The sequence below is a fragment of the Streptomyces sp. NPDC026538 genome, from assembly GCF_055567535.1.
In genome coordinates, this window is the sequence record NZ_JBVHQG010000006.1 from 428355 (window position 1) to 452047 (window position 23693).

The following is a 23693-nucleotide window of genomic DNA, read 5'->3' on the forward strand; positions in this document are numbered from 1 at the left end:
CCACTCACCGTGCGACCCGTGAGATCTGTGAGGCGGCCGGGTGATCGGGCCGGGCCGCGTTCCCGAGTGGCGGCACCGGCCCGGTGGGACCAGGCTGGATGCCGGACAGCCCGGCCCTGCCGCGTCGACCCGACTCATCGGGAACCGGGCTCACGGGTTTGCCCAGCACACGCAGGGTCACCCGCTCACAGTACCGAAGACTCCGGAATCGAGACGCGAGCACATCCGTACGGCACCCTCCCGGGGCGAGGCCACAGGTGCACCGGCCGGTCCTGGGACAGCGCGAGGACCGGCTGCCCCGTGCGGAGAAAGGCAGAGTCATGACGCAGAAGCCACCCCTCACCACCACCGACTCCGGTGCCCCCGTCGAGAGTGACGAGCACTCGCTGACCGTGGGCCCCGGGGGGCCGGTCCTGCTGCAGGACGCCTATCTGATCGAGCAGATGGCGCAGTTCAACCGGGAGCGCATTCCCGAGCGCCAGCCGCATGCCAAGGGGAGCGGCGCGTTCGGTCACTTCGAGGTGACCGAAGATGTCAGCGCCTACACCATGGCCGGCGTCTTCCAGCCCGGCACCCGCACCGACCTGGTCATCCGTTTCTCGACGGTCGCCGGTGAGCGGGGCAGCCCCGACACCTGGCGCGACCCTCGCGGCTTCGCGGTGAAGTTCTACACCAGCGAGGGCAACTACGACATGGTCGGCAACAACACCCCGGTGTTCTTCATCAAGGACCCGATGAAGTTCCAGCACTTCATCCGCTCCCAGAAGCGCCGCGCCGACAGCAACCTGCGCGACCACGACATGCAGTGGGACTTCTGGACGCTCTCCCCGGAATCCGCCCACCAGGTCACCTGGCTGATGGGCGACCGGGGCATCCCGCGGACCTGGCGCCACATGAACGGCTACACCTCCCACACCTACATGTGGATCAACGCCAAGGGCGAACGGTTCTGGGTGAAGTACCACTTCAAGACCGACCAGGGAATCGAGTTCTTCACCCAGCACGAGGCCGACCAGATGGCGGCCGCCGACACGGACTACCACATGCGCGACCTCTTCGAGCACATCCGTGACGGCGAATTCCCGAGCTGGACCCTCTACGTGCAGCTCATGCCGTACGCGGAGGCCGCGAGCTACCGCTTCAACCCGTTCGACCTCACCAAGGTGTGGCCGCACGGCGACTATCCGCTGGTCCCGGTCGGCCGGATGACCCTGGACCGCAACCCGACCGACAACCACGCCGAGATCGAGCAGGCGGCCTTCCAGCCCAACAACTTCGTCCCCGGCATCGGGCCCAGCCCGGACCGCATGCTGCTGGCGCGGCTGTTCTCCTACGCGGACGCCCACCGGCACCGGATCGGCGCCAACTACCAGCAGCTCCCGGTGAACGCTCCCGTCGTCGACGTCCACACGTACTCCAAGGACGGGGCGATGGCCTACCGGAAGACGTCCGATCCGGTGTACGCCCCGAACTCCAAGGGCGGTCCGGCGGCGGACCCGGCCCGGTTCGGCCCGCCGCCGACCTGGGAGGCCGACGGCAAGATCACCCGCGCCGCCTACGTGTCCCACCCCGAGGACGACGACTGGGGGCAGCCCGGCACGATGGTGCGGGAGGTGATGGACGACGCGGCCCGCGACCGTCTAGTCGACAACGTCGTCGGGCACCTCCTCAACGGCGTGACCGAACCCGTCCTGCAGCGCGCCTTCACGTACTGGTCGAACATCGACGAGACGATCGGCAAGCGTATTGCCGACGGCGTACGGGCCAAGGCCGACGAGAAGGACCCCAAGGCCGCCGAACAGGGCAACCCCGCGCGCAGTTCCATGCAGCACAAGGCCTGACCTCGTCCGGCTGACCGAACCTCACGGAACAGGAACACGCGCCACGGGCCGAGCGATCCGCTCGGCCCGTGGCGGCGCGTCCGGCCTGTCCTCGGCCCTCCGCGACGGCTCGGCCGGTGACGCGGACCCGGGCGGCACAAGCCTGCACGACCGCCGGGGCGAACACCGACCGGCGGGGGCCGGAAGGCGGCGACACGCGTCCGGGGGCGGCGGCCGCCGCGGTCGTCTGTCCGGCCGGCGCGAGTCGCCGCCCGAACCGCTCGCGCGGAACGGCCGCCGCGACAGACGACTCGCGCGAGGCGCTGGTGCCGCGCAGTGCGACCAGCCGGGTCTCCTCGGTGCCCACCATCACTGCGAGCACGCTGCCGGCCTCAGGTACCGAGCAGGGCGGGGGCGATGATGTCGTCGATGGTGAGCAGGCGCCGGGACAGGCCCTGTTCGTGGTGGTAGCGGAGGAACGTGTTGACGGCCTTGCGGTTGCGTTCGACGCCGTACGGCCACCAGTCGTCGCCGAGCAGCCGGCGGTTGCGGTCGAACAGGCTGCTGAACCAGGGGGTCATCAGGTCCCAGTGCTGTTTGGCCGCTCCGTCGACATAGCGCTGCCCGGCCAGGTCCTTCGCGGCGCGGAACGCGTCGTAGACGGCCGTCACGAGGGTGGTGTCGGTGGCGAGTTCCCGGCGGACGGCCACCAGGTGCATGGGCGGGAAGATGCCGGTCCGTCGGAAGTAGTCCCGCTCGGCCGACTCGTAGTCGGGGAAGAGGCGGGCGACCCGGGGGTTCCCGTCGAGGATCGCCTCGGGCACGTCGACGGAGACCAGTGCGTCGATCTCGCCTGCTTCGAGGAGGGCCCCGAGGGTCCGACCCTCGGCGAGGCGCCGGATGTCGACGCCCGGCGGCAGCGGCTGGGGCAGCCAGTCGAAGGGCGGGAGGGGGAAGTTGGTACCGCCGATGACCCAGGAGCAGTCCTCGGGCCGTACTCCGAACTCGTCCGCCAGGATGCCCTTCGGCCAGACCCCGGCGTCATGCCCGTACAGGGCGAACTCGCCGATGCGCCTGCCTGCCAGGTCCTCGGGTTTCCCGATGCCGCTGTCGGTGTTGACGAAGACCGCCGAGTGCCGGAAGTTGCGGTTGGGGAAGACCGGCAGGCCGACGAACGGGCACTCCTCGGTGTCCCACATCCGCAGGAAGTAGGTCAGGCCGAGCTCCGCGACGTCGAAGTCGCCCCGCACCATCCGGCGGAAGATATCCGAGACGACCGGAGCCGACTCGACGGTCGCCGTCACGCCTTCGATCGCGATGTCCCCGTTGAACAGCCCTTCTGTGTGTTCGTAGCGGTGGACCCCGACCCTGATCCGGCGATCACTCATGGGGATGCCTCCTCACTCGGCACAGCTTTCCGCGAATGACCATTCACGGAAAGGGTTGCGCGATTGACGGAAGCAGTCAAGATGAATCAGCATTCGCTTTAGGAGACGGGACAGGAGGGCCGATGCCGCGCATCACCCCGGAGCGCCGGGCTGCGAACCGCGCCGTGATCGTCGCGGCGGCCCGGCGCTGCTTCTCACGCGACGGGTTCCACCGGACGTCCATGCCCGGCATCGCCGCCGAGGCGGGTGTGGCGGTCGGCGCCGCCTACCGCTACTTCGCCGGCAAGGACGACCTGATCATCGAGGTCGCCAAGGACGCCTTCGCGGTCGTCTTCGGCCCCCTGGAACGGCTCCACGACCAAGGCGGCGAAGGGGCGGCGGCCGACCTGATCACCACCGCCGTCCGGGCCGCGGTGACCGCGGAACCCGTCGACGCCGCCGGGAATCCCGTGCCCGTCGGCGAACTCCTGCGCTGCGCGGTGCAGACATGGGGCGAAATCCTGCACCACGAAGGGTTGCACGAGCGCGCCGCCGACGGCGTCGAGCGCGCGCTCGGACATCTCACGGCGGTCCTGCGGCGCGGCCAGCGGCACGGCGACGTGCCCGCCGATCTGGATCCCGTCCAGGGCGCCCGGGCCGTGATGGCTCTCCTGCACGGCTACCTGCTCCAGCAGGTGGCCTTCGGCCCGGTCGACGCCGACGCCTTCACCCATGCCGTGCGCGCGCTGCTGGCCGGCCGGCCGGTGGCGTGAACCCCGCGTCGGCAGGCGGTTCGCCGTCAGCGCGGGTGCGAACGCGTCCAGGACACCGCGGGCGGCGGCTCTCTCTGCTCCGCGCGTGAACCGACCATGGTGGGACCCGTTGAGCGGCACCTGCCGCTCTCCGGCAGGAACCGTACGGTCAGCAGACCGATCACGCCGGCCGGCATCAGGTAGCAGGCGGGCATCAGGTCGTCGCCGGTGACGTTCACCAGCGCCCCGGTCACTCCGCGATCAGATGTTTCACTGAAGCGAATTCCGTGCGAGGCGTGAACGTCTCGCCCGAGAATCGGCTGCCGCAGAGCGGTGAACTCGCACGCGCGAACTGTGCGCCTGCAACGGCCATCGCGCCGAACGGTGCGATGCGGGCGCCGCGGAGGTGGCCGATTCCCCCACACCCCGACAGCAGCCCACGCTCCCGCACTTGGTCTGAACCAAAAAGGAAACAATTATTGACGGGCTCGAACAGGGTGCGTAGGTTCCGGGCCGAGCCGATCGAAGAGCTGTGTCGCCGTGCCGTCGGTGCGGCCCTCCCCCACTCCGGCCTCGAAGGGACTTGCCATGCATGGTGCCCCGTCCCCCTGGAATGTCATGAACCCACCAAGACCATGGACCGGACCACGGACGTGGCGGGCGCGGGTCGTCGCCGCGCTGGCCACCCTCGGGCTCGCTCTGGGGCTGCTGCTCGGGCTTCCGGCCGTCTCGCAGGCGGCGGGCTCGCTGCCGTGCGACATCTACGCCGCGGCCGGCACCCCGTGCGTGGCCGCGCACAGCGTCACCCGCGCGCTGCTCTCCTCCTACGCCGGCCCGCTCTACCAGGTGACCCGTGTCTCGGACGGCGCGACCGCCGACGTCGGGCTGCTGGCACCGGGCGGGTACGCCGACGCGGCGGCCCAGGACGCCTTCTGCGGGACCAGCGGGGGCTGCCGGATCACGAAGATCTACGATCAGAGCGGCCGGCACAACGACCTGACGCCGGGCCCCGCCGGTACCGCGGGCATGGGCGACGACCGGGGCGCCGACGCCTCGGAGATCGCCGTCACCGCGGGCGGCCACAAGGTGTACGGCGTCTGGATCTCCCCGGGGGTCGGCTACCGCTACACCGGCGTCGCCTCGGGAGTCGCCGTCGGCGGTCAGCCCGAGGGCGCCTACATGGTGGCCAGCGGTACCCACGTCGGATCGGCCTGCTGCTTCGACTACGGCAACGCGGAGCGCACCCCGGCCGACACCGGCAACGGGCACATGGACGCCGTGTCGATCTCCACGACCTGCTATTTCGCGCCATGCACCGGGAACGGGCCCTGGGTGGAGGCCGACCTGGAGAACGGCATGTTCCAGGGCGACAACGGCTCCAACACGGCGAACCTCGGCAACAGCAGCACCTTCGTGACCGCCGTGCTCAAGAACAACGGGCAGACCCGGTACGCCCTCAAGGGCGGTGACTCCCGGTCCGGCGCGCTCACCACCTGGTGGGACGGCGCGTTGCCCACCCGGGGCGGCTACCAGCCCATGCACCAGGAGGGCGGGATCATCCTGGGGATCGGGGGCGACAACAGCAACTGGAACCGGGGCACCTTCTTCGAGGGCGTCATGGTCTCCGGCTATCCCACCGACGCCGCCGAGAACGCCGTCCAGGCGAACATCGTCTCCGTCGGCTACAACGGCCGGACGGACGTGCCCAACGGTCCGCAGGGCACGATCACCGGCCCCGGCGGCAAGTGCGTGGACGTCGCGGCGGACGACACCGGCGCCAATGGCGCCGCCGTACAGCTGTGGGACTGCCAGACGTATGCCGAGGACCAGCACTGGACGCACAACCCGGACGGTTCGCTGTCCACGCTCGGGCGGTGCCTCGACATCGAGAACAACGGCACGGCCGGCGGGGCCAAGGTGGAGCTGTGGGACTGCAACGGGGTCGGCGGCCAGAAATGGGTCCAGCAGGCCGACGGCTCCCTCCTCAACCCCCAGTCCGGACGCTGCCTCGACTCCCCCAGCGGCGCCACCGCCAACGGCACCCGCCTGCAGATCTGGGACTGCAACGGCTCCACCGCACAGAAGTTCTCGGTGAACGCCGGAGGGCCGGTCAAGGGGCCGGGCGGCGCGTGCGTGGACGTCGCCGCCGATGACACCGGCACCGACGGGGCCGCCGTACAGCTGTGGGGCTGCCAGTCGTACGCGGTCGACCAGCACTGGTATCACGGGTCCGACAACTCGCTTGCCACGCTGGGGCGTTGCCTGGACATCGTGGGCAACGGCACGGCCGACGGCGCCAAGGTGGAGCTGTGGGACTGCAACGGGGTCGGCGGCCAGAAATGGGTCCAGCAGGCCGACGGCTCCCTCCTCAACCCCCAGTCCGGACGCTGCCTCGACTCCCCCAGCGGCGCCACCGCCAACGGCACCCGCCTGCAGATCTGGGACTGCAACGGCTCCACCGCACAGAAGTTCAGCCTGAGCTGAGCGCGGACGCAGCTCAGGGGCCTCTTCCCGGCCGTGGCATGTATCCGTCGAAGGGTGTCACCCATGCCACTGGGCGGTGAGGAGGCCCCGCTCGATGTCATCGCCCCCTACGAGGTGCTGTCCGCCGGCGGCGCCGCCACGGACGGGGCGGTGACCGTCGAACTCGTCTCCGTCGAAGGGCGGCCGACGCCGCACCCTCCCGGCGCTCACGCCACGCTGGCAGGGGCCGTCCTGGACCCGCCGGGCGGCAGTCCGGCTACTGGTTGCTGAACGCGGCGTCGAAGGACGCCTTCGGCACGGGCCACAGCAGCGAGCGTACGAAGGTCACCGCCTCCGCGGCGCCGTGCAGGCGGTCCATGCCGGCGTCCTCCCACTCGACGGAGATGGGCCCGTCGTAGCCGATGGACTCCAGGGCGCGGAAGGCGTCCTCCCAGGGGACGTCGCCGTGGCCGGTGGAGACGAAGTCCCAGCCCCGGCGTGGATCGCCCCACGGCTGGTGGGAGCCGAGGACGCCGGCCCGGCCGTTGCGCGGGCGCAGCCGGGTGTCCTTGCAGTCGACGTGGTAGATGCGGTCCTTGAAGTCGGTGATGAACGCGACCGGGTCGATGTTCTGCCACATCATGTGGCTGGGGTCCCAGTTGAAGCCGAAGGCCTCGCGGTGGCCGATCGCCTCCAGGGTGCGGACGCTGGTCCAGTAGTCGTAGGCGATCTCACCGGGGTGCACCTCGTGGGCGAAGCGCACGCCCTCCGCGTCGAACACGTCGAGGATCGGGTTCCAGCGGGTGGCGAAGTCCTCGTAGCCGGCGTCGATGACGGTGGCCGGTACCGGCGGGAACATGGCGACGTAGGGCCAGATGGCGGAGCCGGTGAAGCCGACGACGGTGTGCACGCCCAGTTTGCGGGCCACCCGCGCGGCGCGCTTCATGTCCTCGGCGGCGCGTTGCCGTACGCCTTCCGCCTCGCCGTCGCCCCAGACGTACGGGCGCAGGATCGCCTGGTGGCGGAAGTCGATGGGCGCGTCACAGACGGCCTGGCCCGCCAGGTGGTTGGAGATGGCGTGGACCTTGAGGCCGTACCGGTCGAGGATCTCCAGGCGTGACGCCGCGTAGGCGTCGTCCTCGTCGGCGCGCTTCAGGTCGAGGTGGTCGCCCGAAGCGGCGATCTCCAGGCCGTCGTAGCCCCACTGCGCGGCGAGGCGGGCGACCTCCTCGAAGGGGAGATCGGCCCACTGTCCGGTGAACAGGGTGACGGGGTGGGTGGCTGCGGTCATGTGCGGTCCTCCGTCGCGCGTGCGGTCTCGATCGTCTCGGGTGCGGTCTCGATCCAGGTGCCGCGTCCGGCGGCCGAGGCCAGGACGGCCTCGGTGAGCCGGGCGGCGCGCAGTCCGTCGTCGAACGTCGGCATCCCCTCGAGGTGCCTTCCCCGTACGGCGTCGTACACGTCGGTGACGAACGCCGTGAAGGCGTCCTGGTACCCGAGGGCGTGGCCGGGTGGCAGCACCGACAGGCGGGCCGAGTCGGGGGCGGCAATCCCGGGGTCGCGCAACAGCAGTTGCGATCCGTCACGTCTGCCGATCCACAGTTCTTCGGGGCGTTCCTGTTCGAAGCGCACGCTCTGCCGGGTGCCGTGGAGTTCCAGGGTGAGGCTGTTCTTGCGGCCGGGGGCGAGCTGGCTGACGAGCAGGGTGCCCAGTGCCCCGTTGCCGAGTTCGACGAGGAGGGCGGCCGTGTCCTCGTTGGTGACATGGGTGCCGCCGCGCTCGGCGAAGACCGTCCGGGTGCGGGCGGCCAGGCGGTGGATGCGCTGTCCGGAGACGAACTCGACGAGGTCGCACAGGTGGGAGCCGATGTCGGCGAAGGCCCGGGAGGCGCCGCCCGCTTCCGGGTCGGCGCGCCAGTTGGTGTCGCCGGGGTCGAGGAGCCAGTCCTGGAGGTAGCAGGCGTCCAGGGTGAGGACGGTGCCGAGTTGTCCGTCCGCCACCAGGGCGCGGGCCTGCCGGGCCATCGGGTGGTAGCGGTAGACGAAGGGGACCGCCGCCACCCGGCCGGCCTCCCGGGCGGCCCGGACCAGCAGTTCGGCGTCCGCCGCGGTGGTGGCCAGGGGCTTCTCGCAGATGACGTGCGCGCCCGCGGCCAGCGCCGCCAGGGTGTGTTCGGTGTGCAGGCGGTTCGGGCTGCACACATGGACGACGTCGAGGTCGCCGGCGGTGGTGAGGCTGCGGGCGTCCGGTTCGGAGCGTTCGACGCCGAGGGCCTCGGCGGCCCGCTTGCCGCCTTCGGGGGTCGAGCTCGCGAGGGCGGTGGGCCGGCCGCGCGCGGCCCGGCTCGCGCGGGTGTGCACGGCCGCCATGAAACCGCCGCCGATGAATCCGGTGCGCAGCGGGCGGCTCACAGGGTGGCTCCGTAGGGGTCACGGTCCTCGGGGACGAGCGGTATCTCGCCCGCGGCGCTGGCGACCTGGACGGTCTGGCCGGAGATGACGGACTCGTCGACGGAGATCATGGTGTCAAGGACGTGGTAGCCGAGGTCTCCGGAGGCGGTGTGGGGTCGCCCGCCACGGATGGCCCGGGCCATGTCCAGGACGCCCAGTCCGCGGCCGGCCTCGATGCCGACCGGCGGGACCGTCTCCCATACGGGATCCTGGCCGCGTTGCTGGACCCGGGTGATCCGCACCTCTCCCGCGAAGGTGTTGGGGTCGGGCAGCACCAGCGTGCCCTCGGTGCCGGTGATCTCGACGAACCCGGTGCGGGTGAGCGGGGAGTCGAAGCTGAACACACTCTGGCCCACCCCGCCGTTCTCGAACTGGGTGAGCGCGGAGACATGGGTGGGGACGGCGACGGCGAACTCGGTGCCCGCCCGCCGTCCGCTCCTGACCGTGCGCACCGTCCGGGCGGTGGAACCGACCGCGGCGACCCGGCTGACCGAGCCGAACAGGCAGACCAGGGCGGTGAGGTAGTAGGGGCCCATGTCGAAGAGCGGACCGGCGCCCCTGGCGAACAGGAACTCGGGGTCGGGGTGCCAGAGGTCGGGTCCCGCGTACTGCATGACGGTCTGTGCGGACAGCGGGGTGCCGATGTCCCCCCGGGCGACGGCCCGCAGGGCGGTCTGCAGTCCGGGGCCGAGCACGGTGTCGGGGGCGACTCCGACCCGCAGCCCGGCCTCGGCCGCCCGGTCGAGCAGGGCACGGGCGTCGGCCCGGTCGACGGCGATGGGCTTCTCGGACCAGACGTGCTTGCCCGCGGCGAGGATCGCCGAGCTGACCTCGGCGTGGACGGCGGGGACGGTCAGGTTGACGACGATGTCGACGTCCGGGTGGGCGAGGACGTCCGCGGCGGTGCCCCACTCCTCGATCCCGTACTTGCGGGCCTGGGTCTCGGCGCGCACGGTGTCGAGGTCGCCCACGACGGCCACGTGCAGGTCGGGAAAGCGGGTGAGGTTGGTCAGGTACTGGTCGCTGATGTTGCCGGCGCCGACGAGGCCGACGCCGACCGGGTGCTGTGCCGCCATCAGGCGATGCCCTTCCCGTTGAGGTAGGCGACGCCCGCCGCGATGCCCTCGAAGACGTCGCCGTCGTAGTGGTCGAACTCGATGACGGCGTACTCGGCGTCCGTGGCCGCGGCCAGCGAGGCGTCGAGCGGTATCTCCCCCCGGCCCGCGGGTACCTGGCGGGTGTCGGCGGCGTCGAAGGGGGCGCCGGAGGTGAACGGGTCGTCGATGACAGGGCCGTCCTTGACGTGCAGGGCGCGCACCCGGGAACCCAGGCGGTTCAGCAGCGACACGACGTCGTAGCCGCCGGCCGAGGCCCAGAACAGGTCTATCTCCAGGGCGACTTCCGGGGCCAGCAGGTCGGCGAAGCGGTCGAAGGCGTTGACGCCGGCGACGGTGTGGACGAACTCCTGCGAGTGGTTGTGGTACCCGACGCGCAGCCCATGGTCGGCGGCCCGCTTCGCGGCCTCGTTCAGGAGCCCGGCGGTCCGGGCGATCTCCGTCTCGTCGGCCCAGCGGGCGGCGGGGACGAACGGGTCGAAGAGGATCTCCACGCCCAGTCGCCGGGCGGCCCGGAAGGTCTCGTCGAGGGTGGGGGCGGGTGCCCCCTCGGCCGTGGCGCGCTCCGGGGAGAGGAAACCGGCGTGTCCGGTAGGCGCGGACAGGCCGTGCCGGGCGAGCGCGTCGGCCAGTTCGGCGGCGCGGTGCACGAAGCCGAAGGCCTCGACCTTGCTCAGTCCCAGGGCGGCGAGGCGGCCCAGGGCCGCGTCCTCGTCGGCTTCCAGAGCGTGACGGACGGAGTAGAGCTGCACCGACATCCGTGGTGTCGACATGTTGGGCTCCTCTCGATGCGGACGGCCGCACAACAGAATACCGACAGGGGTGCTGGTTTCTAGAGGGCGATTAACATCTCCGTATGGCAAAGGCGACCGCGCGGCAGGGGACGGCCCCACGGAACTACCCCAAGGGGGAACGCCGACGCGCCCAGATCATCGAGGCCGCGTTCACCGCCTTCGGGCAGGTCGGCTACCGCAACGCGAGCATGGTCCAGCTAGCCGCGGCCTGCGACGTCTCGCGGGCCGGCCTGCTCCACCACTTCCCGACGAAGGAGTCACTGCTCGAAGCGGTTCTGGAGGAACGGGAACGCCAGGACGACGCGCACTTCTTCGGTTCGGGCGCGGTCAACCGCGACGGCCTGGAGTACTTCGCCAGCATGATCCGGCTCGTCGCGCACAACCAGGCCAACCCGCTGATCGTGAGCCTGTTCGCCGTGCTGTCGAGCGAGGCGACCGCGGCCGACCACCCGGCCCACCCGTACTTCGTCGCTCGCTACGAACGCACCCGCCGGCAGATGCAGTTGGCCGTCGACGACCTGGTACGACGCGATCTGCTGCGACCCCACGTGGACGCCTCGGGGCTGGCGGCGGACCTGATCGCGTTCATCGACGGCCTGCAGATCCAGTGGCTGCTCAGCCCGCACGACATCGACATGCCGGACCACCTGCGCAAGCTGCTGCGCGGCCTCATCAGCGTCGAACTGCCCTAGGGCCTGGTCACAGCCCGAACAACCGGGCCGCGTTGTCGTGGCACACCGCCCGCAGCCACTCCTGTCCGAGGTCCAGACGTTCCAGGGCCTGGAGCTGGTGCACGTACGGATAGGGGATGTTGGGGAAGTCGGAGCCGAGCAGGATGCGGTCGCCCAGGTCGGCGACCCGGGACAGGGCGCCGCGGGGGAACGGCATGAACCGCTCGGTGAAGTCGGTGAACGCCATCGTCGTGTCCAGCCGCACCTCCTCGAACCGTTCGGCGAGGCCGAGGAAGTCCTCGTACTCGGCCATCCCCATGTGGGCGACGATCAGCCGCAGCCCGGGATGCCGCGCCAGCACCCGTTCGATCGGCTCGGGGCCGGTGTGCTCGCCCGGCGTGGGACCGGAACCGCAGTGGATCACCACGGGAATCCCGGCCTCGGCCAGCAGTCCCCACGCCTGCTGGAGGAGTTCGTCGGCCGGATCGTACGCACCCACCTGGACATGCGCCTTGAAGACCCGGGCGCCCGCTTCGACGGCCTCGCGGACGTACGTTCCCACGCCCGGTTCGGGGTAAAGGGTCGCGGTGTGCAGACAGTCGGGGGTGCGCTGGGCGAAGTCGGCGGCCCACGCGTTCAGCCACGTCGCCATGCCGGGCTTGTGCGGGTAGAGCATCGCGGTGAAGGCCCGGACACCGAACTCCCGGAGCAGGGCGGTGCGTTCCGCCTCCTCCTTCCGGTAGGTGATCGGCCATTCCAGTCCACCGAGCGACTCGCCGTTCGTGTCGAAGTAGTTCCAGACCTTGCGCAGGACACGCTCGGGCATGAAGTGCGTGTGGACGTCGACCAGTCCGGTCAGTCCGTGCCGCTCCCGGAATCGGCGGATCTCGGCGGCCTCCGCGCGCGCGGCCGCCTCGCTCATGCCCTCCGGCGATCCGGTGGCATCGCCCGGCGCCGGTACTCCCGGGCGGTCGGAAGGTGCCTGGACGGGGACCGGTTCGGCAGGGCCGGCGGAGGCAGCGCGGTGATCGTTCATACCCCCACGATCGGTGCTGATGCACGCCGAGTACAGGGTCTTCGCCCACGATCCGTCCGCCGCGCGGGCGGGAGGGCGGCGCCCCGTCGGGCGGGGGCCGTCCTCCCGGCACGTCAGGCCCGGGCGCGTGCGGTCCTCAGGACAGGTAGCCCTCCACCTCGGATGCCGGGCGGACGTTCGCCTCGGTCGGGTCCTGCCCCGCCGCGATCCTGGCCCGGCGCTGCCGGAGCAGGTCCCAGCACTGGTCGAGCTCGGTCTCCAGGTGTGCCAGACGGGCGTGCTCGGTCGTTCCGTCGGTCTCCTGCTGCGCCAGGCGCTCACGCAGGTCCTTCTCCTGGCTGATCATTTCCGTGATGCGGCCGAGTATCTGCCTCTCGGCCTCGGCTTCCGGTCCTGTCATGGCTGCCTCTTTCCTGGCGAAGGGGGCGGATCACCCCTACGACGGGACGCTCGCCGTGTCGTCCGCCCCTCCCCACCTTCTCCCACTCGGCCCCCAGCCGCATCGGTCGGTCGACCGCACCTGCCCGACCGTCGGGCGCCGGGTGTACGGTGACCGGCGGAAAGCGGTTGCCACAAGCCGGAAGCGCAGGGAGGACCACCGCCGATGGCGTCGACGTCGGAACGACCGCTCGACCACCGCTACCGGGGCGAACATCCCATCCGCACCCTCCGGTACCTCCTGCGCGCCGACCGCCGCAGCCTGACGGCGGCGGTCCTCGTGTTCACCGTCAAGCACAGCCCCATCTGGCTCCTGCCGCTGATCACCGCCTCGGTCGTGGACACGGTCGTACAGCACCGGGAGATATCCCGGCTCTGGACGGCCGTGGGGATCATCATGGCGATCCTGCTGGTCAACTACCCGCTGCATGTGCTGTATGTGCGGCTGCTCTACGGCAGCGTGCGCCGGATGGGCACCACGCTGCGCTCGGCGCTGTGCACCCGCATGCAGCAACTGTCCATCGGCTACCACTCCCGGGTCAGCGCCGGTGTCCTCCAGGCCAAGGTCGTGCGGGACGTCGAGACCGTCGAGCAGATGGTCCAGCAGACCGCCGAACAGGGCCTGGGCGCGCTGACCGTGCTGACCGGCGGGCTGGTGATCATCGCCGTCCGCACCCCGGAGTTCCTGCCCGTCTTCCTGGTCGTGGTGCCGGGCGCGACCCTGATCGTGGCCCGGCTCCGGTCGCGGCTGCGGACCCACAACGAGCACTTCCGGCACGAGGTGGAGACCCTGTCCTCCCGGGTGACCGAGATGACGCGGCTCATCCCGGTCACCCGCGCCCACGGGCTGGAGGGCAAGGCGCTGCGCCGCATGGACGGCACCCTCAGCCGGCTGCTCACCTCCGGGATGCGGCTGGACCTGGTCAACGGCCGCTTCGGCTCGCTGGCCTGGGTGGTCCTGAACGTGATCGGCGTCGCCGTGCTCGCCGCCGCCGCGCTGGTGTCGTACTACGGCATGTGGGGCGTCTCCGCCGGTGACGTCGTCATGCTCAGCGCCTTCCTGACCACTCTCACCAACTCCACGACGACGCTGACGAGTCTGGCGCCGGTCGTCACCAAGGGGCTGGAGTCGGTACGTTCGGTCGGTGAGGTGCTGCAGGCGCCCGAGCTGGAGGACAACGAGGGCAGGGCGGAGGTCACCGCCGTCCGCGGTGCCGTCGTGTTCGACCGGGTCGGTTTCGCCTACGAGGACACCGACCGCGCGGCGGTGGCGGACTTCACCCTCGATGTGGTGCCGGGCGAGACCGTCGCCCTGGTGGGCGCCTCGGGTGCCGGCAAGTCCACCGTGCTCAACCTCGTCATCGGGTTCATCCGGCCCACCGCCGGCCGGCTGCTCCTGGACGGCACCGACATGAGCGGCCTCGATCTGCGCACCTACCGGCGGTTCGTCTCGGTCGTGCCGCAGGAGTCGATCCTCTTCGACGGCACCATCCGGGAGAACGTCGCCTACGGCATGGAGGACGAGGCCGACGAGGGGGCGGTGCGCGCGGCGCTGCGCGACGCCAACGCGCTGGAGTTCGTGGACCAGCTGCCCCAGGGCCTGGACACCGTGGTCGGCGAGCGCGGCGCCCGGCTCTCCGGCGGCCAGCGCCAACGCCTCGCCATCGCTCGGGCGTTGATCCGTGATCCGCGGGTCCTGGTGCTGGACGAGGCCACCTCGGCGTTGGACACCCGGTCGGAGGCGCTGGTACAGCAGGCCCTGACCCGTCTGCTGCGCGGTCGTACCACCTTCGTGGTGGCCCACCGGCTGTCCACCGTCCGCGGCGCCGACCGCATCGTGGTGATGGACGACGGCCGTATCCGCGAGATCGGCACCCACGAGGAACTGCTGCACCGGGGCGGTGCCTATACCGCGCTGCACGGTGGGCAGGTGGCCTGACCGACGCACCCCGGGACCTGCGGCGACCCGGCGTCCCGGTCCTCGGAATCCGCCGGCCGGCATGCGGGAGAACCGGAGCGGCGCGGGGGCGCCCGCGTGCCGTCCTCGAAGAGAGCGCCGGGCCCGCTCACGGCATGCTGGAACCATGATGGTGCTGGCCGTGATCTTCGCCGTCCTGGGTGCCGTCAGCAATGCGACGGGCACGGCCTTCCAGCGGAAGGCCGCGTCGACACTGCCCGGCGGGGGCGGGGTGCGCCTGCTGCTCGCCCTGGCCCGGCGGCCCGCCTGGGCCATCGGGATCACCGGTGTCGTGGGGGCCGCGGTGTTCCAGGCGCTGGCCCTGGTGAACGGACCGATGGCGCTGGTCCAGCCGCTGTTCATGCTGGAGCTCCCGTTCGCCCTGCTCATCGCCATGCCGCTGATGCACCGGCGGCCGAACCCGCAGGGCTGGTGGGCGATCGCGGTGGTGGTGTCCGGCCTGGCCCTCCTGCTCGGTTCGGCGGCTCCTTCGGGCGGCCGGGAGCAGGCGTCCATGCAGCGCTGGATCCCGGCCCTGGCCCTCACCGTGGGGGCCATCGCCGGCGTCGTGCTGCTCGAACGGTCCTCGTCGTCGCCGCTGTTCCGCGCGGCGGCCCTGGCGTCGGGTGCCGCGATCGGCAACGCGCTGACCGCCGCGCTGATGAAGTCGGCGACCGGCCGGCTCGCCGACGACGGCCTGCCCGCCTTCCTCACCACCTGGCAGACCTACGGCTTCGCACTCGCCGGGATCGCGGCGCTGATGCTCCTGGAGAACTCGTTGCAGGCCGGTCCGCTCGTCGCCTCCCAGCCCGCGCTGACCATCGGCGACGCGTCGGTGAGCCTGCTGCTGGGCGTCGCCCTGTTCGGCGAGTCGGTACGCACCGGCTGGTGGCTGCTGCCGGAGGCGCTCGGCGCCGGGCTGATCACGTGGGGCGTGGTCCGGCTGACCCGCGTCGTACCCCACCTGACGGACGTCGTGCACTGAGACGTCGTGCCGTGCGGGCGGTTCAGTGGCCGGGGCGCTTCAGTTGCCGTCGGCGGTGAGGCTCGGGGCGGCGGTGACGATCGCGTGCACGGTCTCGGTGACCAGGCGCCGGTCCAGGGGGGCCTCGTCGAAGGCGCGGTGCATCGGCCAGCCCTCGATCAGCGCGTCGAGCGCGCGGGACACCCCGGGCGTGAAGTGCAGGGCGAGGCTGTCCCTGCTGCGTTCGAGCCAGGTGCGAGTGGTCGCGGACACCGCCTCGTTGTGGTTGGCGTAGGCGTACATCTCGAAGATGAGCGTCATGTCGCGTTCCGTGGCGTACGCCGGTCCGCAGATCAGCTCGACGACGGCCGCCTCGGCCTCGGCCGTCGACGCGGCGGACTGCAGGGTGCGCCGGTAGAGCTGGGACATGGTGTCCGACAGGCGGGCGAAGGCCTGGGCCAGCAGGTCCGCCATCCCGTCGAAGTAGTACGTCAGCGAGCCGAGCGGGACCTGCGCGCGCGCCGCGATCCTCCGATGGGTGGTCGTGTGCACACCGCCCTCGGCGATCACGTCGAGGGCCGCATCCAGAATGCGCTCCTTGCGTCCGGGGTCGTTCGGGATCTCGCGTCGTGTGCCGGTCACGCCCTCAATCTGCCATGGGTTGCGCCACACCGAGTGTGTACGGATGTACAAGACAGTGTGTACATTCGTACAGACTCACGCACACTGACCCATCGGGCACATCTGGAGCCAGCAGCCATGACCGCCGACCTCGCCGGGCGCCGTAACGCCGTCTTCGTCCTGTTCTTCGTCCCCGGCCTGACCATCTCCTCCTGGGTCACCCGCACCCCGGACGTGCGGGACCTGGTCGGCGCATCCACCGCGCAGATGGGGCTGATCCTGTTCGGGCTCTCGGTCGGCTCGATGGCCGGCATCCTGTGCTCGGGCGCGCTGGTGGCCCGCTGGGGCGCCCGGCTCGTCATCCTCGCCGGCACGTCGGCGATCGCCGCCGGTGCCGCGCTGATCGGTATCGGAGCCGCCGCCGGCTCCGGCCCCGGCGTCGCTCTGGGCCTCGGCCTGTTCGGCCTCGGCATGGGCGGCGGCGAGGTGGCCATCAACGTGGAGGGCGCGGAGGTGGAGCGGCTGCTCGGCCGCTCCACGATGCCCGCCATGCACGGCTTCTTCAGTCTCGGCACCGTCGTCGGCGCGGTCGCCGGCATGTGTCTGACAGCGGTCGGCTTCCCCGTGCTCGTCCATCTCGTCACGGTCGCGGTGGTGGTCCTCGTCGCACTCGCCCTGGTGATCAGGAGCGTCCCCTCCGAGGTGGGCCGGCGGACCGCCGCCGAGCGCCGCGAGCCGGGCACGGCACGGGCCGCGGTGTGGAAGGACCCCACGCTGCTGCTCATCGGCTGCGTCATCCTCGCCCTCGCCATGGCCGAGGGCACCGCGAACGACTGGCTGCCGCTGGTCATGGTGGACGGGCACGGTTTCGACGCCGCCCTGGGCTCGGCCGTGTACGCGGTGTTCGCCGCCGCGATGACCCTCGGACGCTTCGTCGGCGGCCGCTTCGTCGACCGGTTCGGGCGGGCGGCGGCGCTGTGCGGGAGCGCGCTCGTCGGGGCCGCGGGCCTGGCCCTGGTGATCTTCGTCGACAACCAGGGCGTGGCGGCTGCCGCCGCCGTCCTGTGGGGCCTCGGGGCGTCGCTGGGGTTCCCCGTCGCGCTCTCCGCGGCGGGCGACTCCGGCTCCGACCCCGCCGCCCGGGTCGCGCTGGCCGCGACCGTCGGCTACGTCGCCTTCCTGGTGGGGCCGCCCTCCCTCGGCTACCTGGGTGAGCACTTCGGGTTGCGGAACGCCCTGATCCTGGTGCTCGCCCTGGTGGTGGCCGCCGTGTTCGCGACGCCTGCGGCCCGGTCGCCGCAGCGGGTACGGGACGCGGAACCGGCCGGCGGGTGAGAACCGCCGAGTCCGCGGCCGGGTCCCGCCGTCACTCCGCCGGCCGGGAACCCGGGGTGTGGCCGAAGGCCCGCCGGAAGGCGTCGATGAAGGCACTGGCCGACGACCACCCGCAGGCGTGCGCCACCGCCGTCACCGGGGTCCGCTCGGCCAGCACGACCAGCGCGTACTGGAGACGCAACTGGGTGCGCCACTGCGGGAAGGTCATGCCGAGGTCGCCGCGGAACAGCCGGGACAGGGTGCGGTCACCGGCTCCGACGACACGGCCGAGTTCCCTGAGCGTGCGGCCGTCGGCCGGGTCGGCCTGGAGGATCGCGCACACGTCGCGCAGCAGGGGTGCGGTGGGGGTGGGCAGGTGCAGCGGCTGCTGCGGTGAGGCGCGCAACTGGTCCAGCAGGACGGCGCGCAGCCGGGCCCGTTCGGGGCTGTCGTCGTCCTCGCCACGGGTGTAGGCGATGATCAGCTCGCTCAGCAGCGGTCCCACGGCGAGCACGGTCGGGGCGTCGAGCGCCAGGGGATTCTCGGTGGCGGGCAGTCCGATGAAGTGCAGTTCGAGTTCGCCGTGGGCCCGGTGCGCGTGGACGGTGCCGGCCGGTACCCGGATGGCACGGTTGCCGGGGGCCACCCAGGAGCCCGCGCCGGTCGTCACGGCCACCACGCCCCGGCCGGCGTAGACGATCTGGTGGTCGTCGTGCCGGTGGGCGTCGATGGCGGGTTCCGTGCTGGGCGGATCCCTGGCCGGCCGCTGGGACCGGGTGACCGTCTGCCGCTGGTCCTACGTGCTGGCCGTGGTGGCCGTCGCGGGTGTGGTGTGGTGCCGGGACCGGCGCTCTACCTGTTCGTGGCGCTGGCGTCGGTCGGCCTGTATGTGCTGTTCTCGCTCCAGGTGACGCTCGGGCAGGACTATCTGCCCTCGCGGATCGGCACGGCCAGCGGGGTCACCCTCGGCCTGACCGTGAGCGTCGGCGGCCTGGCCGGACCCGCCCTCGGCAGCCTCGCCGACGCCACCTCCCTGCAGACCGCGCTGGCTCCGCTGGTCCTGATGCCGGTGCTGAGCCGGCTGTTGTTCGGCACCCTGCGCGAGCCCGGCAGCACCCGGCCGCGCGCCACGGCGTCCGGTACCGGGGACGGCGACGACGCCGCCGTTCCGACCGCACCGGGACACCGCTGACCGCCGCCGCCACGCACTCCCTCCCGGGTGGGCCGCCGCTCGCGCCGACCCGGTCGGAACGGCGGCGTCGAGCACGACGCCTGCCCGCACGGGCCCGCTACCGTACGCCGCCGACGGCGCGACGCCGAAGGACCGGCTCAGGACGGCCAGACGCGGGTGGCGTAGTCGAGGAAGTTGCGGCCGAGGATCTTCTCGATGCGTTCGGAGTGGTAGCCGCGTTCCTCCAGGAGGCGGATCAGGTCGCGGAACTGGTCCACGCCGCGCAGGTCCACGACGAACGGGTAGGTGTCGGCCCGTTCGCCGGCCGCGCCGACACCGGCCGCCTGCCGGGCGGCGACGTGTTCGGCGAGGGCCGTGCGATAGGCGCCGAGGTCGTCCACGGCGGTGACACCGCCGTCGGTGCCGATGCCGACGTGGTCCTCGCCGCAGACGTCGACCGCGTGCGCGATGTGGTCGACGACGTCGGCGGCGGTCGCGTGCCCGCTCGGGTTGAGGAAGGGCATGAAGTAGATGCCGACGAAGCCGCCTCGGTCGGCGACCAGCCGGAGTTCCTCGTCCGTCTTGTTGCGCGGCAGGTCGGCCAGGGCACGGCAGCCGGTGTGGTTGATCGAGACGGGCTGCCGGGAGTGCCGGGCCGCGTCCAGGCAGGTGTTCTCCCCGCTGTGCGAGAGGTCGACCATCAGGTGGTGGTCGTTGAGGGCCTCGACGACCCGGCGGCCGAAGGGGGTCAGGCCACGGTTGGCGGTGGCCATGGAGCCGTCGCCGAGGTGGTTGGCCTGGTTGTAGGTGAGCTGGACGACCCGTACGCCGGCCTCCGCGAAGCCCGCGACCCGGGCGTCGACGAGGGCGGGGTCCTCGCCGACGGCGACGGCGTTCTGGAAGCCGTAGACGACGCCGATCCGCCGCTCCTGGTGGGCGCGTCGGATGTCGGCGGCCGTACGGATCTTGAGCAGGTCGGCCGGGTGGGCGTCGATGATCCCGTCCCAGACCGCTATCTCCTCCAGCGTGTGCTCGTACGGCGGCAGGTCGCCCATGGTGTAGCCGAGGGTGATGTTGACGGCGGTCAGGCCGGAGGCGTGGGCGTCGGCGATCGCCCGTGCGTCGACGGCGAGTTGACCGCTGGAGGGGTTGAGCTGGGTGGCGGCGGCCAGGGCCGCGGGGGCGTTGGGGTTGTCGAGCTGTCCCAGCGCGTTGACGATCACGGGGTGGGCGGCGGTCACTTGGCGTCCTTCTCGAACTCGGCGCGGTCGAAGCGGCAGCCGCGTTTCACGGTGAGGGTGATGGTGCGCAGGTTGGTGATGTCCTGGAGGGGGTCCTCGTCCAGGACGGCGAAGTTCGCGAGTTTTCCGGGTTCTACGCTGCCCATGTCCGCCTCGGTGCCGGCGGCCCTGGCGCCGACCAGGGTCGCCGAGCGCAGGACGTCGGCGGCGGGGATGCCGCAGCGGTCGACGAGGAAGGCGAGTTCGCCGTAGAGCGCGGGGAAGGGATCCTCCGGGCCGGTCTCGAAATCCGTGCCGGTGCAGACGTCGACTCCGGCGCGGTGCGCCTGGGCGGTGACGGCGGCCGCCAACTCCGCGTTGAGGCGGGCCCGTTCGGCGGAGTCGACGGTGTCCCCCCGGAGCTCGTCACTGGTCCACATGGACGCGGTGGCGTCGAGGACGGTGCCGCGACGGCGCATCTCGGCGAAGAGGGCGGCCAGTTTCGGGTCGTCGCCCGTGGCGAAGCGTTCGTGGTCCACCCGGGGTTTGGTCTTGTAGCTGCTCAGCGGCTCGGTGGGGTTCTCGAACGCGAGCAGGGTGACATGCGAGACGCTGTCCACGCCCGCGGCGACGACCTCGCCGGGCGCGGCCGGGAAGACGGTGGCGTGCGCCCAGACGGCGATGCCCTGGCGGTGCGCCTCGGCGGTGACGGCGGCGACGGTCGCGGCGTCCAGGTCGGCATAGACCTTGATCGCGGCGGCGTGGGTGCCGCGGGCCAGGGCGACGGCGATGGTGAGATCGGTGCCGGGGGTGACGGCCTGCATCCAGGGGACCGCTCCGGGTACGGCGCCCCGGGAGACCTCGTGGGTGCGCGGGTCGTCGAAGAAGGTGGGCCCGGCCATGAGCGCCGCGTAGCGGATGTCGGGGCCGGGGATCTCGCCGACCAGGGTGGCCCGGGCGAGGTCGCCGATCTGGCGCAGGTCGTCGGCCATGTCACGGACGGCGGTGACCCCGCTGTGCACCAGGCGCCGGAGCACCGCCTCGGCGACGGGCCGGTCGGGCGGGGTGGCCAGGTGCTGGTGGGTGTCGATCAGGCCGGGGACCACGAACCGCCCGTCGAGGTCGACGCGGGGTGCGTCGGCCGCGAGCGGGGGAAGCGGATCGCCGTCGCCGGTGACGGTGTGGATCCGGGCGCCGTCCGTGACGATCGTGATGTCCGGGCGGGGGCGGTCACCGGTGCCGTCGAAGAGGGTGGCGCCGCGGTAGACCGTGACGGTTCCGGCGGGCGGTGCCGCCCAGGGGGTCGGGGCGCCCGGGGGCAGGTCGGTCATGGTCACCTTCGGTCCGCGAGACGGCGCGCTGTTACGCTGTACGTAACAGCTGTATCGTGTGATGAAACGCAGGTACTGTACTCCGCGACCGCCGGATCACCGCAAGGACCCGAACCGGACAGGACGCCGGTCGGGACGACGCCGGACGGGACACCGGACAGGTCGCGGGCCGGGACTCCGGACAGGACACCGCCCCGGACGCGGACCAGGACACCCCGGTCCGTGGCGCACCGTGACGAGAGGGAAAACCCGCTGCCATGCCCGTCGCACCCCGTACCTCGGCGCCGCCCCGGTCGGCCGTGGACAAGGCGCTCGACCTGGTCGAGGCCGTCTCGCGCGCACCGCACCCGGTGCGGCTGACCGACCTGGCCGCAGAGGTGGGCCTGCACCGCGCCACCGCCTACCGGATCCTGGTGGACCTGGTCCGGCGGGGCTGGGTACTGCGGGCCGGTGACCGTTATCTGCCCGGTGCCGCGGTGCTGCGGATGTCCGCCTCGGCCGTGGGCAACTCGCTGACCGCGCTGGCCCGTCCGGTGCTGGAGCGGCTGTCCGCGGAGACCGCGATGATGGTCAACCTCCAGGTGCTGGAGGAGGGCGGCGCCCGAGTGATCGACGTGGTCAGACCCGAACGGCTCGCGATGATCAGCCACTTGCGGGGCGAGTTGCTGCCGGTACGGCGGTTCGCCGGTCCGCTGGCCCTGGTCGCCGCGCTCGAACCGGAGGCGAGGAGCAGGTGGCTGGACGGGCTCGGGGAGGACGCCGGCGAGGTGGCGCGGGAGCTGGCCGAGGTGGAGCGGACCGGTGTCGCCGTGGAGCACGGCCGTAACGACAAGCTGGTCGCCTCCGTCAGCCGGGCGGTGGTGCCGGACCCTGGCGCTCCGGTGTGCGCACTGACGGTCGTGGGACCGGACGCCGAGTTCGACGGGCCGAAACTGGCGTCCGTGCGGCGGGAGTTGCGCGCGGCCACGGACGAGCTGGCGACGGCTCTGACCGCCGGCACGGCGGAGGCCGGCCGATGAGCGGCATGCTGGTGCTGGACCGCCGGCAGACGGCCGCCGCGTTGCCACCGGACGCCGTACTCGACGCGGTGGCCCGGGCACTTGTCGCCGTCGCCCGCGACGAGGCCTCCGTCCCGCCGCGGATCGCCGCCCTGACGCCGACCGGCCTGCTGGGCGCGATGCCCGGTTACGTCCCGGGGCTCGGCCTGGCCGCGAAGCTGGTGACCGTGACCGCCGATCCCCGCCACCCCGGACGGGGTTTCCACCGGGGGCTGGTGGCACTGTTCGACGAGCACGACGGCCGGCCGCTGGCGCTGGTGGACGGCGAGTCGCTGACCGAGGTCCGCACGGCGGCGTCCGCCACGCAGAGCGCGCTGGCCCTGGCCGCCCGCCCCGGTCTCGGCCGGGTGGCGGTGGTGGGGACGGGCGCCCAGGCACGCGCCCAGTTGGCGCTCCTCGCGGCGGTGCGGCCGGGTGCCGAGGTGACGGTGGCCGGCCGTGATCCGCTGCGGGCCGGTGCGGCTGCGGCACTGTATCCCGGCGCGCGGGTCGCCACCGGTATCGAGGACGCCGTGCGCGAGGCCGAAGTGGTGTTCTGCTGCACCGGCGCCACCGCTCCCGTCCTCCGCCGCGAGTGGCTCGCTCCCGGCGTCCATGTCTCCTCGGTCGGCGGCTCCCAGGGGCCCGAACTGGACCCGGGTACGGTACGGGACGCGGTCCTGTTCACCGAGTGGACCGGCGCGGCCGGCGCACCACCACCCGCGGGCGCACATGAACTCCAGGACCTCTCCCCCGGCCGGCCGGTGACCCTGCTCGGGTCCGTCCTGGACGGCGGCCACCCGGGGCGGGGCGGGGACGCCGACGTCCTCACCGTCTTCAAGTCCACCGGCCACGCGGCGCTCGACGTGGCGGCGGTCCGGGTGGCCTACGACGTGGCGCTCGAGCAGGGGTGGGGAGTGCGCGTGGATCTGTGACGGGCGGGTGTGCCGGCAACGGCGGCCGCCGGCCGGGAAGGTGACACCGTCCCGGCCGCGGACTCGGCCGGCGCCCCTGTCCCGGCAGGTGTTCCCCGCCGACCGGGGTGTTCCCCGGCGATGCTCTGAGCCAGACCCTTTGTTTCACCGTACATCTAGATGCATAATGCCGTTATGGAGAACCGGATCGAAGATCGGGGCGGCTCCGGTGGGTCGGCGGGTGCCGGGAATCCCGC

At 72.0% G+C, this 23693-nt stretch carries 22 protein-coding genes and 1 pseudogene; 11 read left to right on the forward strand and 12 right to left on the reverse strand.

Annotation, left to right across the window (positions count from 1 at the left end; all coding sequences use genetic code 11):
- Positions 1–320 precede the first annotated feature (320 nt).
- Positions 321–1841 carry a catalase gene (locus ACZ4N4_RS25610; protein ID WP_467592446.1) on the forward strand — a complete coding sequence of 507 codons (1521 nt, stop codon included), beginning with the start codon at positions 321–323 and terminating at the stop codon, positions 1839–1841.
- A 371-nt stretch (positions 1842–2212) separates the two neighbouring features.
- Here ACZ4N4_RS25610 and ACZ4N4_RS25615 read toward each other — a convergent pair whose 3' ends face one another.
- Positions 2213–3208: a substrate-binding domain-containing protein gene (locus ACZ4N4_RS25615; protein ID WP_467592449.1), complete on the reverse strand. Its 996-nt coding sequence runs from the start codon at positions 3206–3208 to the stop codon at positions 2213–2215.
- 122 nt (positions 3209–3330) lie between these two features.
- Between ACZ4N4_RS25615 and ACZ4N4_RS25620 the strand changes: the two genes are divergently transcribed.
- On the forward strand, positions 3331–3960 hold the full coding sequence (locus tag ACZ4N4_RS25620) for a TetR/AcrR family transcriptional regulator (RefSeq protein WP_467592451.1): 630 nt from the start codon (positions 3331–3333) through the stop codon (positions 3958–3960).
- 26 nt (positions 3961–3986) lie between these two features.
- Here ACZ4N4_RS25620 and ACZ4N4_RS25625 read toward each other — a convergent pair whose 3' ends face one another.
- The gene (locus tag ACZ4N4_RS25625) at positions 3987–4193 is read right to left on the reverse strand and encodes a hypothetical protein (RefSeq protein ID WP_467592455.1); all 207 of its coding nucleotides are present in this window, start codon (positions 4191–4193) and stop codon (positions 3987–3989) included.
- 364 nt (positions 4194–4557) lie between these two features.
- On the opposite strand from ACZ4N4_RS25625, the gene ACZ4N4_RS25630 reads away from it, so the two are divergent.
- On the forward strand, positions 4558–6423 hold the full coding sequence (locus ACZ4N4_RS25630; RefSeq protein WP_467592459.1) for an arabinofuranosidase catalytic domain-containing protein: 1866 nt from the start codon (positions 4558–4560) through the stop codon (positions 6421–6423).
- A gap of 63 nt (positions 6424–6486) precedes the next feature.
- A complete protein-coding gene (locus ACZ4N4_RS25635) occupies positions 6487–6693 on the forward strand; it encodes a hypothetical protein (protein WP_467592461.1) in 207 nt (68 codons plus the stop codon).
- On the opposite strand, the gene ACZ4N4_RS25640 is transcribed toward ACZ4N4_RS25635, so the two are convergent.
- Genes ACZ4N4_RS25640 through ACZ4N4_RS25655 form a run of 4 tightly spaced genes read right to left on the reverse strand, consistent with a single transcriptional unit; the run spans position 6680 to position 10741 of the window.
- Positions 6680–7693, reverse strand: a complete 1014-nt coding sequence (locus tag ACZ4N4_RS25640) for a sugar phosphate isomerase/epimerase family protein (protein WP_467592463.1) — start codon at positions 7691–7693, stop codon at positions 6680–6682. The genes ACZ4N4_RS25635 and ACZ4N4_RS25640 overlap by 14 nt on opposite strands.
- Positions 7690–8814 (reverse strand): Gfo/Idh/MocA family protein, encoded by a 1125-nt coding sequence (locus ACZ4N4_RS25645; protein ID WP_467592465.1) that lies wholly within the window; start codon positions 8812–8814, stop codon positions 7690–7692. The genes ACZ4N4_RS25640 and ACZ4N4_RS25645 overlap by 4 nt, the downstream gene beginning before the upstream one ends.
- Positions 8811–9929 (reverse strand): Gfo/Idh/MocA family protein, encoded by a 1119-nt coding sequence (locus tag ACZ4N4_RS25650; RefSeq protein ID WP_467592467.1) that lies wholly within the window; start codon positions 9927–9929, stop codon positions 8811–8813. Before ACZ4N4_RS25650 ends, ACZ4N4_RS25645 begins: the two co-directional genes overlap by 4 nt.
- A complete protein-coding gene (locus ACZ4N4_RS25655; protein WP_453576400.1) occupies positions 9929–10741 on the reverse strand; it encodes a sugar phosphate isomerase/epimerase family protein in 813 nt (270 codons plus the stop codon). The genes ACZ4N4_RS25650 and ACZ4N4_RS25655 overlap by 1 nt, the downstream gene beginning before the upstream one ends.
- Positions 10742–10824: 83 nt before the next feature.
- Here ACZ4N4_RS25655 and ACZ4N4_RS25660 point away from each other — a divergent pair, with 83 nt between their 5' ends.
- Positions 10825–11454, forward strand: a complete 630-nt coding sequence (locus tag ACZ4N4_RS25660) for a TetR/AcrR family transcriptional regulator (RefSeq protein ID WP_450757302.1) — start codon at positions 10825–10827, stop codon at positions 11452–11454.
- Between the two features lie 7 nt (positions 11455–11461).
- On the opposite strand, the gene ACZ4N4_RS25665 is transcribed toward ACZ4N4_RS25660, so the two are convergent.
- Entirely contained in the window at positions 11462–12469 is a 1008-nt protein-coding gene (locus tag ACZ4N4_RS25665) for an amidohydrolase family protein (protein WP_467592470.1), read from the reverse strand.
- Between the two features lie 136 nt (positions 12470–12605).
- Positions 12606–12869 (reverse strand): DUF2630 family protein, encoded by a 264-nt coding sequence (locus tag ACZ4N4_RS25670; protein ID WP_453576394.1) that lies wholly within the window; start codon positions 12867–12869, stop codon positions 12606–12608.
- Between the two features lie 204 nt (positions 12870–13073).
- On the opposite strand from ACZ4N4_RS25670, the gene ACZ4N4_RS25675 reads away from it, so the two are divergent.
- On the forward strand, positions 13074–14846 hold the full coding sequence (locus ACZ4N4_RS25675) for an ABC transporter ATP-binding protein (RefSeq protein ID WP_467592472.1): 1773 nt from the start codon (positions 13074–13076) through the stop codon (positions 14844–14846).
- A 145-nt stretch (positions 14847–14991) separates the two neighbouring features.
- Entirely contained in the window at positions 14992–15849 is an 858-nt protein-coding gene (locus tag ACZ4N4_RS25680) for a DMT family transporter (RefSeq protein ID WP_453576388.1), read from the forward strand.
- 39 nt (positions 15850–15888) lie between these two features.
- Here the strand turns inward: ACZ4N4_RS25680 and ACZ4N4_RS25685 are convergent, their stop codons facing one another.
- Positions 15889–16470: a TetR/AcrR family transcriptional regulator gene (locus ACZ4N4_RS25685; protein ID WP_453576385.1), complete on the reverse strand. Its 582-nt coding sequence runs from the start codon at positions 16468–16470 to the stop codon at positions 15889–15891.
- A 117-nt stretch (positions 16471–16587) separates the two neighbouring features.
- Between ACZ4N4_RS25685 and ACZ4N4_RS25690 the strand changes: the two genes are divergently transcribed.
- Entirely contained in the window at positions 16588–17784 is a 1197-nt protein-coding gene (locus tag ACZ4N4_RS25690; protein ID WP_467592474.1) for an MFS transporter, read from the forward strand.
- Between the two features lie 31 nt (positions 17785–17815).
- Here ACZ4N4_RS25690 and ACZ4N4_RS25695 read toward each other — a convergent pair whose 3' ends face one another.
- Positions 17816–18493, reverse strand: coding sequence for an AraC family transcriptional regulator (locus tag ACZ4N4_RS25695; protein ID WP_467592847.1), 678 nt, complete (start codon positions 18491–18493; stop codon positions 17816–17818).
- Between the two features lie 4 nt (positions 18494–18497).
- Between ACZ4N4_RS25695 and ACZ4N4_RS25700 the strand changes: the two are divergent.
- Positions 18498–18955: pseudogene (locus ACZ4N4_RS25700) on the forward strand (MFS transporter); the annotation flags it as partial.
- Between the two features lie 137 nt (positions 18956–19092).
- Here ACZ4N4_RS25700 and ACZ4N4_RS25705 read toward each other — a convergent pair.
- Both ACZ4N4_RS25705 and ACZ4N4_RS25710 read right to left on the reverse strand, forming a co-directional pair.
- Positions 19093–20175, reverse strand: a complete 1083-nt coding sequence (locus ACZ4N4_RS25705) for a dipeptidase (RefSeq protein WP_467592476.1) — start codon at positions 20173–20175, stop codon at positions 19093–19095.
- Positions 20172–21485, reverse strand: a complete 1314-nt coding sequence (locus ACZ4N4_RS25710) for an amidohydrolase family protein (RefSeq protein ID WP_467592478.1) — start codon at positions 21483–21485, stop codon at positions 20172–20174. Before ACZ4N4_RS25710 ends, ACZ4N4_RS25705 begins: the two co-directional genes overlap by 4 nt.
- 257 nt (positions 21486–21742) lie before the next feature.
- Between ACZ4N4_RS25710 and ACZ4N4_RS25715 the strand changes: the two genes are divergently transcribed.
- Positions 21743–22504 (forward strand): IclR family transcriptional regulator, encoded by a 762-nt coding sequence (locus tag ACZ4N4_RS25715; RefSeq protein WP_467592480.1) that lies wholly within the window; start codon positions 21743–21745, stop codon positions 22502–22504.
- On the forward strand, positions 22501–23457 hold the full coding sequence (locus ACZ4N4_RS25720; RefSeq protein ID WP_467592482.1) for an ornithine cyclodeaminase family protein: 957 nt from the start codon (positions 22501–22503) through the stop codon (positions 23455–23457). Before ACZ4N4_RS25715 ends, ACZ4N4_RS25720 begins: the two co-directional genes overlap by 4 nt.
- The last annotated feature ends 236 nt before the right edge of the window (positions 23458–23693 follow it).